At 50.5% G+C, this 13,803-nt stretch carries 14 protein-coding genes; 9 read left to right on the top strand and 5 right to left on the bottom strand.

Annotation, left to right across the window (positions count from 1 at the left end; all coding sequences use genetic code 11):
• Window positions 1-41: 41 nt before the first annotated feature.
• Genes CPY98_RS06890 through CPY98_RS06915 form a run of 6 tightly spaced genes read left to right on the top strand, consistent with a single transcriptional unit; the run spans window position 42 to window position 4,546 of the window.
• Window positions 42-473: a PTS sugar transporter subunit IIA gene (locus tag CPY98_RS06890; RefSeq protein WP_096386949.1), complete on the top strand. Its 432-nt coding sequence runs from the start codon at window positions 42-44 to the stop codon at window positions 471-473.
• A 47-nt stretch (window positions 474-520) separates the two neighbouring features.
• Window positions 521-1,006, top strand: a complete 486-nt coding sequence (locus CPY98_RS06895; RefSeq protein WP_025800852.1) for a PTS system mannose/fructose/N-acetylgalactosamine-transporter subunit IIB — start codon at window positions 521-523, stop codon at window positions 1,004-1,006.
• A 58-nt stretch (window positions 1,007-1,064) separates the two neighbouring features.
• Window positions 1,065-1,817, top strand: coding sequence for a PTS sugar transporter subunit IIC (locus CPY98_RS06900; RefSeq protein ID WP_025800853.1), 753 nt, complete (start codon window positions 1,065-1,067; stop codon window positions 1,815-1,817).
• Window positions 1,814-2,680, top strand: coding sequence for a PTS system mannose/fructose/sorbose family transporter subunit IID (locus CPY98_RS06905; RefSeq protein WP_025800854.1), 867 nt, complete (start codon window positions 1,814-1,816; stop codon window positions 2,678-2,680). The genes CPY98_RS06900 and CPY98_RS06905 overlap by 4 nt, the downstream gene beginning before the upstream one ends.
• Before the next feature lie 11 nt (window positions 2,681-2,691).
• Window positions 2,692-3,816, top strand: a complete 1,125-nt coding sequence (locus tag CPY98_RS06910; protein WP_096386952.1) for a DgaE family pyridoxal phosphate-dependent ammonia lyase — start codon at window positions 2,692-2,694, stop codon at window positions 3,814-3,816.
• Entirely contained in the window at window positions 3,803-4,546 is a 744-nt protein-coding gene (locus CPY98_RS06915) for a KDGP aldolase (protein WP_043492136.1), read from the top strand. Before CPY98_RS06910 ends, CPY98_RS06915 begins: the two co-directional genes overlap by 14 nt.
• A gap of 84 nt (window positions 4,547-4,630) precedes the next feature.
• Here CPY98_RS06915 and CPY98_RS06920 read toward each other — a convergent pair whose 3' ends face one another.
• Window positions 4,631-5,809, bottom strand: coding sequence for a sugar efflux transporter (locus CPY98_RS06920; protein ID WP_025800857.1), 1,179 nt, complete (start codon window positions 5,807-5,809; stop codon window positions 4,631-4,633).
• Window positions 5,810-6,144: 335 nt separating this feature from the next.
• On the opposite strand from CPY98_RS06920, the gene CPY98_RS06925 reads away from it, so the two are divergent.
• Both CPY98_RS06925 and CPY98_RS06930 read left to right on the top strand, forming a co-directional pair.
• A complete protein-coding gene (locus CPY98_RS06925) occupies window positions 6,145-6,405 on the top strand; it encodes a type II toxin-antitoxin system RelB/DinJ family antitoxin (protein WP_046449868.1) in 261 nt (86 codons plus the stop codon).
• Between the two features lie 35 nt (window positions 6,406-6,440).
• Window positions 6,441-6,710 carry a type II toxin-antitoxin system YafQ family toxin gene (locus CPY98_RS06930; protein ID WP_043492143.1) on the top strand — a complete coding sequence of 90 codons (270 nt, stop codon included), beginning with the start codon at window positions 6,441-6,443 and terminating at the stop codon, window positions 6,708-6,710.
• 93 nt (window positions 6,711-6,803) lie between these two features.
• Here the strand turns inward: CPY98_RS06930 and torA are convergent, their stop codons facing one another.
• Together torA and CPY98_RS06940 are read right to left on the bottom strand one after the other, a co-directional pair.
• Window positions 6,804-9,320 carry a trimethylamine-N-oxide reductase TorA gene (torA, locus tag CPY98_RS06935; RefSeq protein ID WP_096386955.1) on the bottom strand — a complete coding sequence of 839 codons (2,517 nt, stop codon included), beginning with the start codon at window positions 9,318-9,320 and terminating at the stop codon, window positions 6,804-6,806.
• A 12-nt stretch (window positions 9,321-9,332) separates the two neighbouring features.
• Window positions 9,333-10,496, bottom strand: a complete 1,164-nt coding sequence (locus CPY98_RS06940) for a NapC/NirT family cytochrome c (RefSeq protein ID WP_043492148.1) — start codon at window positions 10,494-10,496, stop codon at window positions 9,333-9,335.
• 363 nt (window positions 10,497-10,859) lie between these two features.
• Between CPY98_RS06940 and CPY98_RS06945 the strand changes: the two genes are divergently transcribed.
• Window positions 10,860-12,035: a M20 aminoacylase family protein gene (locus tag CPY98_RS06945; RefSeq protein WP_043492151.1), complete on the top strand. Its 1,176-nt coding sequence runs from the start codon at window positions 10,860-10,862 to the stop codon at window positions 12,033-12,035.
• Between the two features lie 27 nt (window positions 12,036-12,062).
• Here CPY98_RS06945 and CPY98_RS06950 read toward each other — a convergent pair whose 3' ends face one another.
• Both CPY98_RS06950 and CPY98_RS06955 read right to left on the bottom strand, forming a co-directional pair.
• Window positions 12,063-12,329: a DksA/TraR family C4-type zinc finger protein gene (locus CPY98_RS06950; protein ID WP_040045834.1), complete on the bottom strand. Its 267-nt coding sequence runs from the start codon at window positions 12,327-12,329 to the stop codon at window positions 12,063-12,065.
• Window positions 12,330-12,399: 70 nt separating this feature from the next.
• Complete coding sequence (locus tag CPY98_RS06955) at window positions 12,400-13,686, bottom strand: alginate export family protein (protein ID WP_096388727.1); 1,287 nt, start codon at window positions 13,684-13,686, stop codon at window positions 12,400-12,402.
• Window positions 13,687-13,803 lie beyond the last annotated feature (117 nt).

Raw genomic sequence — 13,803 nt, forward strand, 5'->3', positions numbered from 1 at the left:
GAAACCTTTTATTTCTTTGACTGAATGCCAGGAGGCTCATTTTGTCTACTACAGCTTCACATCCCCTACCACAGATTTTACTGCTGACTCACGGTGGCTGGGGCAGCCAGCTTTGCGCCAGTCTACGAATGGTTGCCGGAGATATTCAAGGCGTGGCCGAAATTGCGCTCATGCCGGTCGATACCTTTAGCGAGTTTTTTCAGCGCGTTGAACAAGCCGTAATGGCCATGCCAAAAGGATCACTAATCCTGACCGATTTTATCGGTGGAACCACGTCAAACGTGGCGGCTCGGCTGAGTGTGGATTATCCAATCGGCGTGATTTGCGGCCTGAATGCGTCGCTGCTGCTACAGGCTTTAGAGCTGCGAGAAACCGGCTTGTTGACTGATGCAATCGAAGAGCTGGTCGAGGCTGGGCGCGACAGTTGCCTCGACGTGGTGGCGCATATCAATAGCCTTCAGAGCAACGCATAACCCATTAAATCCGAAATATAAAACCGAATAACGAAAAGGAAAATCACATGGCTAGCATCGTTTTATGTCGTATCGACAGTCGTTTAATTCATGGTCAGGTTGTTACTAAGTGGGTTGGACAATCTCAAGCAAACCGCATTGCGGTGGTCAGCGACGAACTGGACGCCGATCCGTTTATGAAAAATATCTATCTGATGGCGGCACCGCCAAGCATCAAAGTGGATTGCTACAGCAACAGCAGTTTTGCCGCCGCGTGGAAAGAAAATCAGCTGGGTGAAGGAAAAGTGCTGGTGCTGTTCCCATCGCTGACGGCGGTGCAAGACGCCGTGCATCAAGGCTTTGATGTGCAGACTATTCAGGTAGGGGGATTAGGCGGTGGCCCAAGCCGTAAAGCCGTGTTCCAAAATATTACGCTAGACGACAAAGATGTGGGCATTTTGGGCGATCTGAAAGATCACGGCATTAAGGTGTTCTTCCAAACCATTCCAGAAGATAAGCCGCAGTCGCTAGAAGACATTCTAAAAAAATATTAATCGTCTTTGAGTACCAACTTTGACTGTTGACCATTGATTTTGACCAGAGGAAATCACTATGGATACCTTGTTTATTGCTATCAGCATGGGGCTGTATTACTGGTTTGCCCGTTTACGTCTTGGGTACACCTTTTCAGGCATGCTGGTTCAGCCGATTGTTATTGCCGTGTTCGTTGGGGTGATTTTGGGCGATATGCAAACCTCAATGATTATTGGGGCGGGCATGCAGTTGGTTTATCTCGGCGTGACATCAACGCCGGGCGGTAATGTGCCTTCCGATCCGGCTCTTGCAGCCTGTATTGCAATCCCGATTGCCGTTCAGGCCCATATGGAGCCTAACTTAGCTATCGCGCTGGCGATCCCGTTTGGCGTGATCGGGGTATTCCTCGACCAGCTACGTCGTACGCTGAATGCGGCATGGGTACACATGGCGGATAAATACGCCGAAGAGGCCAATACCGGCGGCATTATGCGCTGCGCCTTTTTATATCCAGCGCTGCTGGGGTTGGTTCTGCGTTTCCCGGTGGTATTTGGTGCCAACTATTTCGGTCAGAGCGTGGTCGAGAAGTTCCTTGCCTTGATGCCGCATTGGTTAACGCACTCCTTTGAAATTATGGGCGGCATCCTTCCCGCGCTCGGTTTTGCCATCACGATTATGGTGATTGGTAAGAAAAGCCTGCTGCCTTGGTTTATCGGTGGTTTCTTCGCGGTGCTTTATCTCAAAGTCGACATCATGGCGATGGCTATTTTCGGCACCTGCGTGGCGTTTTTGGTGAAAGGTTTGGCAAAGAATGAAGGAGCATCATCATGAGTGAATCAACCCCAGATATCATGCAGCACGAATTAGTCGAGCGTGCCCGCCAGAGTTCGGCGCTCACCAAAGGCGATATCACCAAAGCGTGGTTTATTTATTGGCTGGGTGCTGAGGTTTCCAGCTCCTATGAACGTCTGCAAAGCCTGATCTTCTGCGCCTCGATGACGCCGATTATTAAAAAGCTTTATCCCGAAAAAGAAGAGAGAGCCGAAGCGTTAAAGCGCCATTTGAACTTCTTCAACACTGAACAAACGTTTGGTGCGGTGATCCAAGGCGTTGCTATCGCCATGGAAGAACAGAAGACGCGCGGCGAACCCATTTCTGATGCATCGATCACCGGGATCAAAACGGGATTGATGGGGCCACTGGCAGGTATCGGTGACTCGGTAATTTGGGCGGCGGTAATGCCTTTGCTCATCGCTATCTTTATTCCATTTGCAGCTAAAGGCAGCGCATTCGGTGGGATCCTGCCACTGGTGCTTTACACCGGTATTACGCTGGCGGTCAGCTACGGGCTGGTACACAAAGGCTATACCCTTGGGCGCGATTCCATCATTACCTTGTTGCAAGGCGGGCGAATTAAAGAGCTGATTTATGGTGCCAACGTGCTGGGGTTAATCATGATGGGCGCGCTATCGGCAAGCTACGTCAAGATAACCTCACCGCTTAAAATCAGCGCGCTTGAAGGATCGGAAATTGTCGTACAGCAGATTTTAGATTCCATTGCGCCTGGGCTTTTGCCGCTGGCCGCGGTGTTCTCTATCTACTTCTATCTCACCAAAAAAGGCCCGCGTTATACCACGATTTTGCTTTCGGTGGTGGTGATTAGCGTGGTGTGTTCGCTGCTTGGTGTGCTGTAAGGAGAGTTGCAATGAGTCAAAATATATACCAACGCCTAGGGCTAAAACGTGTGATTAACGCCTGCGGAAAAATGACTATTCTGGGCGTTTCAGCGGTATCACCTGAAGTGATGGCCGCAACGGCTGAGGCCGCAGGGGCGTTTGTGGAAATTGATGCGCTGGTCGATCGCACCGGCGAGTTGGTGTCAACGCACACCGGTGCGCAGGATAGCTATATAACCTCTTGCGCGTCGGCGGGGATTGCCATTGCGGTGGCGGCGGTCATCACGCGCGGTGAACCAGACCGCGTAGCGATGATGCCGGACAGCGCCGGTATGGCCAACGAAATTCTCATCCTGCGCGGTCATAACATTGATTATGGCGCGCCAATCACCAGCGCCATTCGTTTGGGTGGCGGGCGCATTGTTGAAGTGGGGCAGAGTAATTTGGCTGCGCGCTGGCAGCTTGAGAAAGCGGTTAGCGAACGCACGGCGGCGCTGCTGTTTGTGAAATCTCACCACAGCGTACAAAAAGGCATGCTCACGCTTGAGGATTTTGTGGCGGTCGCTAAACAGTTCCAACTGCCACTCATTGTTGACGTCGCCGCCGAAGAAGATTTACGCCAATACGTTGCCCGTGGTGCCGATATGGTGATTTACAGCGGAGCCAAAGCGTTCAATGCACCAACGTCAGGCTTTATCACGGGCGGGCGTGAGTGGATCCGCTGCTGCAAAGCTCAGCATCACGGAATTGCGCGAGCAATGAAAATTGGCAAAGAAAACATGGTCGGTTTGGTGAAAGCGCTGGAGCTTTATGGCGAAGGTATTGCCAATATGACGCCAGAAAAACTAACCCCCACGGTCGATGCGATCTCGGCACTGCGCGGATTTAGCGCCGAGATTGAGCAAGACGAAGCGGGACGCGAGATTTGGCGTGTTCAGGTACGCGTTCACCCTGATATTTTGGGCATAGATGCGCGGCAGGTTGAAGCGATGCTACGAACCGGTGACATCGCTATCTACACGCGTCGATACTTCCTGCATCAGGGTGTTTTCAGTATCGATCCCCGCACATTAGATCACCATGATTTAACCACGATCGTTGAAAGACTGGCACAGATCGCCGGTGAACAGGAAAAGCATTATGCAAAGCATTAATTTTTACCAAGGGCGCGTAGCCATCAACGTGCTGGCCAAAAATATTGAAAATGCGCGAGCGGTGTATGACGCTGCCGAAGGCCATGCGGTGATTGGCGTGTTGTCGGCACAGTTCGACAATGTGGCGCAGGGCATTGAAGAAGTTAAACGCTGGCAGTTGCAGGTGCCTTCAATTTCAGTAGGGCTGGGGGCGGGCGATCCTGCTCAGTTTTATAAAGCCGCGATGATTGCCGCCGCTACCGGTGCTGCACATGTTAACCAAACTTTCACCGGATGTGGCTTCGCCGCCGGTGCGCTGGCTCAGGCTGGGCAGTCGCATACGCATATCAATGCGCTAGTGAGCCCAACGGGAAACATCGGGCAGGTACAAATTTCAACCGGCGAGCGCAGTGCCAAGGGGGACAAAGCCATTGTTTCCTGCGATAGCGCGGTGAATATGATGTTGGATATGGGCGCGCACGCGGCGAAGTTTTTCCCTATGGGCGGGGAGCGTAGCTTAGCTGAGCTAAAAGTCTTGGCGGAAAGCGCGGCGCGTAACGGTATGACGCTGATAGAACCGACGGGCGGCATCGATTTAGACAACTTTGGGGTTATTTTACAAACCTGTTTGCAGGCTGGCATGAAACGAGTGATGCCACACGTCTATACCTCGATTATCGATCCACAAAGTGGTGAGACACGGCCAGAAGATATCAAACACCTGATGGATATGATCAAAGCCATTGTGTAGATAACGCAGTAATGCACCGAAACGCTGGGAACTTATTTCCAGCGTTTTTGTTCCTATATATCGTATTCCTATCAACCGTAGAGATTACGCTTCTTTGATTTTCCACATGCAGGCCACGCCCGCAATCAACAAAACCAGCGAAACAAAAAACACGGCGTAGTAGTTCCAGAATTCTGCAATAAAACCAGCCACAGAACCTGCAAATATCCAGCCGGTACGCCCCGCAGTGGTAAATAAGGTGGTGGCTGAACCTGCCTGACCGGGCATTAAATCCTGAAAATACAGCATGCCGATTCCGGCCAAAATACCGATAAAAACGGCGTTGAGGAGCTGTAGCGCCAGCAGTGCCCAAGGTGCGGTTAAGAATAATAGGCCAGCATAAAAAGCCAAGCCTGCGGCGAGTGCAACCATCATCAAAAAGCGTTTACCAAAGCGCTTAGCGTAATAGCCCGCGATGAGCATGGTTGGAATTTCTAGGCCTGCGGCGGTGCCCATCATCACGCCAGCCAGTTTATCCGGTAAATGCAGTTCATGAATGATGTACAACGGCATATTGATGAGATACATGCTGTTGCAGGTCCACATCAACGTACAGGCGGCAAAGAGCAACAGCGTGTCGCGACGATTGCGGCGTGGCGCATCCAGCACTTCTGTGGTGCGTACCACTGTTTTTGGCATCGAAGGCAGTGTGTACCACACAATCAAACCGCAGACTAAAAACGTCGCCATCGCCGCCATATACATAAACGGAAAGCCAAAACCGAGCGCTAGCGCGAATGAAATTGGTGGCCCAATCACCCACGCCAGAGAGACTTGCGCACGCAAAATTGAGCTGAACATCACCGCTTCTTTACCGGTTTTATCTGCATATTCACGTGCCAGAGCAAACATCTGCGGGTTGGCGGTGGAGCCAAAACTGGTGAGCATGACACCGACGACGAGCAATAAATAGTAGTTGCGGTTATAGGCAAACAGCAGACAGCCCGCAGCGCCAAGAATGCAGCACAATAAAATCAGCTTTTTGCGATCGCCTGAGCGGTCTGAGCGAGCGGCGAGAAATTGACTAACGATGATCCCAATCACCGCGCTGCCGGTATAAAACAACCCAACCATGAATGGGCTTTTAACCACTTCGGTGGAGAGAAACAGGCTGAGCGTTGGTGTTTGTAATGCGCCAGCAATGCCGGTCAAAAACGCCACAATCAAGAATGAGGTGGAGGTTAAATCGGGCAGACGGCGGAGTGCGGTCGAATACATGCGCATAGGTTTATCAGGGATCAGTCAGAGGTGAACGGAGAACTTCAGGGCGGGGATGTTACGCTCGAATGTTAAAAATGAAAAGCTGTTTCAGCCTCTTGAATGTAAGAAAGTCATACAAAAGATAAGGAATAGATTATGCACAATAATAAATGGATAGCAGGCAGAAAATAGTTTGCGAAGAGCATTGCACTATTTTTCCTTGGTTCTGACTTTTATCCGTAAAACGTAATAATGGCGGTAAGTATAACTACGGAGAAAGAACGATGAATTCACTTGTTTTGTGGCTACGATGTAGCTACATTTATGGTTATAAAACACTCAGTTCATGGAGCGAAGTTATGACTAAAAGTGATGTGGTAAGAGCCCGAGTTTCTCCAGCGGTTAAAGTGGCCGCTATGGAGAATGCCAGCGCGTTAGGAACCGATCTTTCAACTATCATCCGGTTATTAGTTAATCAGATAGCCGTGACGGGTGAAGTGCCTGCGGAATTACTTAAGCCTAATGCAAAAACGCTGAAGGCGATCCGCGATCTGGAAGCCGGTATCGGTGTGAATCGGGCCAGCGATATTGATGAATTAAAGGCAGATCTCGGCTGGTAGCGAGTTGAGAAATCATGATGCAAGGATTGCTCATCATGTTAATGATTGTTTATCAGCATCGTTTTAAAAAAGATGCTAAACGCTTTATGGGTAACTTATTCGCTCAGAGAGTGATCCTGCAAACTGTTGCTTTGCTACAGAAAGGCGAGCCGTTGCCGGAAAGATATCGAGAGCATAAGTTGGTCGGGAATTATATTGGCTATCTTGAATGCCATGGAATGCCCGATCTTTTATTAATCTATCAGCGAACCGAAACCGAGCTAAGGCTATACCGTGTGGGAAGCCATGCGGAGTTATTTGATTAGCTTTGTTCAATGACTCTTGGTTGAAGACAATGATTAGATAAAAAACGGGGCCGAAGCCCCGTTGGTGATATGGCTAAAGTTAAGAGTTAGAAGCTATGCGCCAGTTGGAACCGCATGGGCGGTGTTCGTGAGTGCAGGGCCCTGATATTTTTCGATCTCAACCTGCGCCATTTGGCCACAGTTACCCTGCGCCAAGCTGGATGAGCCAATATCAAACGTCAGGCAGTTCACGTTGCCGTTTTTACACAGCGATCCTGGTGTTGCAGGATCGGCCGGATCAAACCATGCGCCTTCGCTGATACGAATCACGCCCTGGCGTACATCTTCAGTGACTACTGCGCCGACCAAGATCTGGCCACGATCGTTAAAGGCACGCACTAAGTCACCATTGCTGATGCCACGCGCTTTAGCATCAATTGGGTGGATTAGAATGGCCTCACGATCGGCGACGGCATATTTTTTACGCAGCGGCGTATTGTCTAGCTGAGAGTGCAGACGGTTGATCGGATGCGCGGTATTCAGAGACAGAGGATATTTTGCGGCTTCTGGCCCTTTATACCACTCATGCGGCGGCATCCACGTTGGAATACCTTTGCAATCTTCATAGCCCATTTTCTCAATGGCGTCAGAGTAGATTTCAATTTTACCGGACGGTGTACCCAATGGATTTAACAGTGGATTTTCGCGATAGTCAGCGAAGCGTACCCATTGTTTATTTTCTTCTGGCACAGGGAAGCGAACATAGTTGTTTGACTCCCAGAACATATCGAACGGCGGTAATGCCACACGCGCTGCGCGAGCCTGGGTTTTCATATCGTCATACATGCTTTTCAGCCACTGGGTTTCATCTTTGCCCTCGGTAAAGGCATCCTGAACCCCTAGCTTTTCTGACAAGCCCGCAAAGATATCGAAATCGCTACGTGATTCGAACTGCGGTGGTACGCACTGATGCATTGGGAAGACATACAGTTGCGAGTAGTCACCGCCCATTTCCAGATCGTTTCGCTCGTAGCTGGTGGTGGTTGGGAAAACAATATCCGCGTGTTTGGCCGTTGCTGTCCAATAAGGTTCGTTGACCACAATGGTTTCAGGTTTTTGGAAGGCTTTGACCAGCAAGTTTGTATCTTGATGCTGGTGGAAGGTGTTACCACCCGCGACGTAAACCATTTTCACATCAGGATAGGTAACCTGAGCGCCATTAAAATTAATGGTTTTGCCTGGATTCATTAAACATTCGGCAATACGCGCAACGGGAATTGGCGTAGGCGTATTTTTCGGCGAGTTACCGGCGGAAATGCCCGCCAAAATCCCACCTTTAGCTGTCGGACTGCCGCCTGAAGAGTAGTGATAGCTAAAGCCAAAACCACCGCCCGGCAGACCAATTTGCCCCAACATGGCGGCAACGGTTACCAGCATCCAGTGTTGCTGCTCGCCGTGATGCTGACGTTGAATACCCCAGCCACCCATAATCATGGTGCGATTCTTCGCCATATCACGCGCTAGCTGGCGAAGCACGTCGGCATCAACGCCGCTTACCTCGGCTGCCCAGTTTGCGTCTTTGACGATGCCATCGTCTTGACCCATAAGATAAGCTTCGAATTTATCAAAGCCCACGGTATAGGTTTTCAGGAAATCAGGGTTATGCAGTTTTTCTGTCAGCAACGTGTGCGCAATACCAATCAGCATGGCGGTATCTGTGTACGGACGCGGTGCAATCCATTGAGCATTCACAAATTTTGCGCTGTCGTTATGGACGGGATCGATGCTGATGATCCGTGTCCCTTTTTTCTTCAGCGCCTCAAAGCCAGTTTGGCCAACGTGATCGGGTACGTTCCAGCTATTTCTCAATGTGACCATTGGGTTACATCCCCACAGGATCACTAACTGACTATTCTCAATGACGTTTGGCCATGCGGTTTGTTGTTCGTAAACCTCCATGGAACCAACCACGTGAGACATGATCACCTGTGCAGCGCCGGTCGAGTAGTCACCCGCATAGCCTAAGAAACCGCCGCTTAGATTCATCATACGCTGAAGCAGTGTTCGGCTATTGTGAAGCATACCCACGCTCTTCCAACCGTAAGAACCAGCATAAATAGACTGTGGACCATGTTCTTTTTGCAGGCGTGCGATTTGATCGCTAACCAGCGTTAGGGCTTTATCCCAGCTTACGCGTACCCACTCGTCACGGCCGCGCAGCTCTGGATGGCTATTGGCTGAGCCACCTTCTAACCAGCCTTTACGTACCATCGGGTACTTAATACGGTTTTCCGCGTGTACCTGATAAGGCGCCATGGTAATGAGCTCATTTGGGTACGGATCGTCACTAATGGCCTTAACATCCACCATTTTGCCGTCTTTCACGATGGCTTCGAAAGCGCCCCAGTGTGCGGCGGTGAGTATGCCCGTCTGTGCCTGACGCAGTGCCGTAAATTGCGGCAGCGCTTGACTGATGGCCTGCGCTAAGGCTGACTTAGGCCATAAACCTGCCAGCAATGGCACGCTCAATACGGCACCTGCGCCGGTCAGAAAGCGACGGCGGCTGACTTGAAGCGGTTTTTGTTCGAAATCGTTAACGTTTTCAACGTGGGAGTTCAGATTTTTTTTCATTGTTATGGCTCCTTAAATCTTGTTCGACTGATTGGCAGGCATATCACTGGCGTGTTTCTGAACGTATTGGGTCAGAACGCGCAGCTGTTCCTGCGTCAGAGAAGTACGTGGAGCCATACCTTTAACCACACCGATCCACTGGTTGGCGTTGAAGCGGTCAAGCGCCGTTAAACCATGGCAACCGGTACAGTTGGCAGACATCATGTCGGAGGCGTAATGCCAAATTTTTTGTTGGTCATCAACCAACTGTTTTTTCGGCAACCAAACCTGCAATGAAACCTGATGCCAAACCAAACCGGTTTCGGCGTCTTTAACCGTGCTGAGGGTTTTCAGCTGTTTGCGAGCATCTTCGCCCACTAATACGCTGAGGATGCGCTTGCCTTGTGCGGCATAGAACACTTCCGTCACGCCGTCTTGCTGCCAACCGGCAACGTCAGCCAATACGCGATCGCCTTGACGTTTCACCACTTTTACTTCAGTGGATGGCATCAGGTTACCCGCGTTGTGCTGGGTTTCATCGGCGCTGAGATAGAACGGTTCGGTCGCGATGGTATACAGCGTTGTGGCACTGTCTGGCGTTTTCGCTGCGGCGCTGGCCAATTCGCTGGCACCGGCGGCGGCTAATCCACTCATGTCTGGCAGGATATGCGCAACACCTTTGTGGCAATCGATACAGGTTTCACCATTTTTGATAGCTACCGGATGCTGCTGACGGGCTTCTGGTTTCTGCGCGATAACGTCCATCGCGTCGTAGCTGTGGCACGAGCGGCAGGTTGCGGAGTCGTTTTTCTTTAACGTATCCCACACGCTTTGCGCCATGGCGAGTTTATGCGCCTCATATTTTTCAGGCGTATCAATTTTACCTGTCACTTCGCCATACACGTCTTTCAATGCGGCAACTTTGGTTAGCAGATAATCGATAGGCTGGTGTGGAACGTGGCAGTCGGCGCATTCAGCGCGGATACCTTTGGTGTTCTGGAAGTGAATACTGCCCTGATATTCGGCGAGAGGTTGTTCCATGGAGTGACATGAAATACAGAATTCCGTGTCACTGGTTTTATGCATAACGGTGGCGGTTCCTGCCAGCAGGGCTGCGCCAATGAGGATCCCCAACAATAAAAGCCATAGCCAGGCTCTGCTCCGGCGCTTGCCGGGAGTCTGATATCGATTGCTCATAGTTTATTCCATATAATTATTAATATAGTTTTCTTGCCATATTATTTCTGAATCGAATGAATTGATGTTTTTTCAATGCTATAGGATTCGAAATCCCGCTAAGTATAGAAAACTTTTAGGCTGATTACCTATAAAGAAGTAGCAAAATTGGCAGCTTTTTTATCGTTTTTATTCAATAGGGCGCGGTGCTGATCGCTGTTTTCATTCATTAACACATTTCGTTAACAGAGAACTGCGTTCTGCAGGTACATTGAGCGTTATAGATACCGCTATGATTAAACTGAATCTCTTGAATTGTTTACGAATGTCATTTGAGCGGTAGGTCACGACATTGGCTGTTTGAAATCCTCAAAGGTTGAATTGATGAAGAATTTTGACTCCGCAACACTCATTTCCCAGCTACAACGCTCACAGGCTCAGTTGGAAAGTATCCGCCACGAATTTCATGCCAACCCAGAGTTAGGCTTTCACGAAACGAATACCTCTAGCAAAGTGGCTGAATTGCTCAATGAGTGGGGCTATGACGTTGCCACGGGCATCGGCGGAACCGGCATTGTGGCAAGTTTAACTAAAGGAACGGGGACAAAATCCATCGGCCTGCGCGCCGATATGGATGCGTTGCCGATTCATGAAGCCAGCGGCGTGAAATACCAGAGTGGCTGTTCAGGAAAGATGCATGCCTGTGGTCATGACGGTCATACGTCCATGTTGCTGGGCGCGGCGCAATGGTTAGCAAGCGATAGCGCAAACTTCAATGGCACCGTTCGTTTGATTTTTCAGCCATCGGAAGAGGATATGCGTGGCGCACAGGCGATGATTGACGATGGGTTGTTTACGCGATTCCCCGTCGATGCTGTATACGGTATGCATAATATGCCTGGTTACCCACAAGGGCATATGGCGTTCAAAGAGGGCGCGACGATGGCCGCGGTGGATAGCTTAACGATCACACTGACCGGCAAAGGTAGCCATGGCTCAACGCCTGAAAAAAGCATTGACCCGATCGTGGCCGGTGCATCATTGGTGATGGCATTACAAACGATTGTTTCGCGAAATGTTGCGGCGCAGGATCAAGCCGTGGTTAGCGTGGGGGCTTTTCAGGCCGGTGATGCTGGCAACGTGATCCCGCAGGAGGCGGTGTTGAGGTTAAGCATCCGCTCCACCGATGAAAACGTGCGCAAAAATGTGCTGCAACGGATTCGAACCATTACTGAAGCGCAGGCTATATGTTATGGCGTGACGGCGTCCATCGAAAGCGCGGTGGCGGGCGTGGTGTTGATGAATACGCCGCATGAAACCGCGTTTGCCAAGCAGGTGGCGGTTGAGCTACTCGGCAGTGAGAAGGTTGTTGATATGCCTAACACGTTTATGGGCAGTGAGGATTTTGCGTTTATGCTCAAGCATAAGCCCGGCTGTTATTGCATTATTGGCAACGGTGATTCGCCGATGCTGCATCACCCACAGTACGATTTTGACGACCGCAATCTGAGCGTGGGCGCAGCATACTGGGTAGCACTGACCCAATCTTATTTGGCATAACGGCGTGAGTGAGTTGGGGTAGATTGCCTACCTCAACTGACTATCTTTACTGCCTCGACGGTTGTATCCGCTGGCGGCCTGCTGCTTTTTGTCGATTTCCGCCTGACAGTTCACGCAAAGCTGTACTCCCGGCAGCGCCTTGCGCCGTGCTTCTGGGATTTCTGCGCCACACTCTTCACAAAAATGAGCGCTTTCGCCGTGGCTCAGCTGGCTACGTGCACGCGCAACGGCGTCATCAACCGTCGCGTCAATTTGATCCTGAACTGCCCCATCATTTGCCCAACCACTGGCCATATTCACCTCCGGTTATTTTTTAGGCTACATAAGTATAGATGGGGGCTTAGGACTCAGGATCAACCACGGCTTAAAAACTCAGCGTCGCAGATGTCATTATGAAATTCATATCTTTTAAATTGGCATGTTTTTCTAAGCTATGACCAACGTCGAAATAGGCATAGGCGAATTTAAACTGCAGCCATTTTTCTGGTGTCCATTGGGTTGAAATCTGATATTGATTGCCAATAAAGCGGCTGCCTTGAATGCTGTTTTTAATGGGTTTCATTGGGCTGAGGTAAAATCCGTCCTGCTTTTGCTGCCGCCACATTGCATCCCAGCTAAGATCAATGGAGAGGGTATCCGTTGGCGTTAACGTGACAGACGGGTGAATGTCTATCAGGTTGGCCGGTGCCACTAGACCGTTCTCGGTCAGATAAGGCAATTTAGGATACATGGCATTGAAGGTATTCAGTTCGCCGTCGTGCGGGTTTTTGTCGCCGCTCGCTATCCCCATTTTGCCGCCGAAACGTGGTCGCCATATCCATGTAGACGCGGTATAGCCCGCATGCACTGATGCGGACCACGCCCGAATAGTGCGTGATGCGCCATTGGGTGAAAACTCACCAAATTGATACGCGGCCTCATTATCCCAATCAAATCCCGCCGAACTGCCGAAAATGCGGCTGCCAACGGTATAGCGGCGTTCACTGCCGCTGCCCTGCGTGTAGGTAGAATCGTTGCTTTCGAAGCCAAAGGTGTAGAGATCGATAGAAGAGGCGAGTGGGGCTACCGGCGTCGTGGCATATAGCCCCCAGATTTTTTGGCTATTGTCGGTGTTATCATCAAAACTGCCTTTTTTGATGTTCACCGGATGACCAATAAATGCATCTACGCGATTTTTGGGCGTAGCCCAACTGGCGCGAACGGCATCGAAGGAGCGGCGCACGTTTGCTCCGTCGCGCGTTCCCATCAAATGCAGTGAGCCAAGTGGGATCTCTTGCCGTCCCACCCGCAGCGTGCCGAGACCCGCGTCGATAGGTAATTTTAAATCGATGTATCCTTGCCCTACGTAGGCGTGATCGTCATCCGTTGGCTTGCGTCCCTGATCGCGCGGCGTGGCGATCGATGAACCAAGCTGAACATAAGTTGACAAATAACGGCCATAGTCGAGTTTAGAACCCAGCAGAAAACGCTGCATAAAGGTACTATCTCGCCCTCCGCCATGGGCGGCCAGATCGCGTTGATCGCTCCATTCGTAGCGTTCACGCAGCGAACCGTCGAAGGAAAGCACCGTATTGTCAGTTAACGCTATCTGCTTCCATGCTGGTGATTCTTCGGCATGCAGATAAGGTGAGTGGACAAGCGTCGTTAGCATCGTTGTCGCAACCAATGCCGGGAGCCATCGATAAGATCGAAATTGATAAGAGTGTTGTTTATTAGACTGTTGCATGGGGATCGCTTGCTGATGTCGCGGTGCCAAACAAGGCTGACA

It is taken from the genome of Hafnia sp. CBA7124, from assembly GCF_002355555.1.
Classification (GTDB): Bacteria; Pseudomonadota; Gammaproteobacteria; order Enterobacterales; family Enterobacteriaceae; genus Hafnia; species Hafnia alvei.

What these genes read in the sequence shown, in the direction of transcription:
- CPY98_RS06930 (WP_043492143.1), top strand. Translation starts at nt 6,441, where the DNA reads ATGTTAATGATTGTTTATCAGCATCGTTTTAAAAAAGATGCTAAACGC.
- CPY98_RS06955 (WP_096388727.1), bottom strand. Translation starts at nt 13,686, where the DNA reads ATGCTAACGACGCTTGTCCACTCACCTTATCTGCATGCCGAAGAATCA.
- CPY98_RS06910 (WP_096386952.1), top strand. Translation starts at nt 2,692, where the DNA reads ATGAGTCAAAATATATACCAACGCCTAGGGCTAAAACGTGTGATTAAC.
- CPY98_RS06940 (WP_043492148.1), bottom strand. Translation starts at nt 10,496, where the DNA reads ATGAGCAATCGATATCAGACTCCCGGCAAGCGCCGGAGCAGAGCCTGG.
- CPY98_RS06900 (WP_025800853.1), top strand. Translation starts at nt 1,065, where the DNA reads ATGGATACCTTGTTTATTGCTATCAGCATGGGGCTGTATTACTGGTTT.
- CPY98_RS06895 (WP_025800852.1), top strand. Translation starts at nt 521, where the DNA reads ATGGCTAGCATCGTTTTATGTCGTATCGACAGTCGTTTAATTCATGGT.
- CPY98_RS06915 (WP_043492136.1), top strand. Translation starts at nt 3,803, where the DNA reads ATGCAAAGCATTAATTTTTACCAAGGGCGCGTAGCCATCAACGTGCTG.
- CPY98_RS06945 (WP_043492151.1), top strand. Translation starts at nt 10,860, where the DNA reads ATGAAGAATTTTGACTCCGCAACACTCATTTCCCAGCTACAACGCTCA.
- torA (WP_096386955.1), bottom strand. Translation starts at nt 9,320, where the DNA reads ATGAAAAAAAATCTGAACTCCCACGTTGAAAACGTTAACGATTTCGAA.
- CPY98_RS06905 (WP_025800854.1), top strand. Translation starts at nt 1,814, where the DNA reads ATGAGTGAATCAACCCCAGATATCATGCAGCACGAATTAGTCGAGCGT.
- CPY98_RS06925 (WP_046449868.1), top strand. Translation starts at nt 6,145, where the DNA reads ATGACTAAAAGTGATGTGGTAAGAGCCCGAGTTTCTCCAGCGGTTAAA.
- CPY98_RS06920 (WP_025800857.1), bottom strand. Translation starts at nt 5,809, where the DNA reads ATGCGCATGTATTCGACCGCACTCCGCCGTCTGCCCGATTTAACCTCC.
- CPY98_RS06950 (WP_040045834.1), bottom strand. Translation starts at nt 12,329, where the DNA reads ATGGCCAGTGGTTGGGCAAATGATGGGGCAGTTCAGGATCAAATTGAC.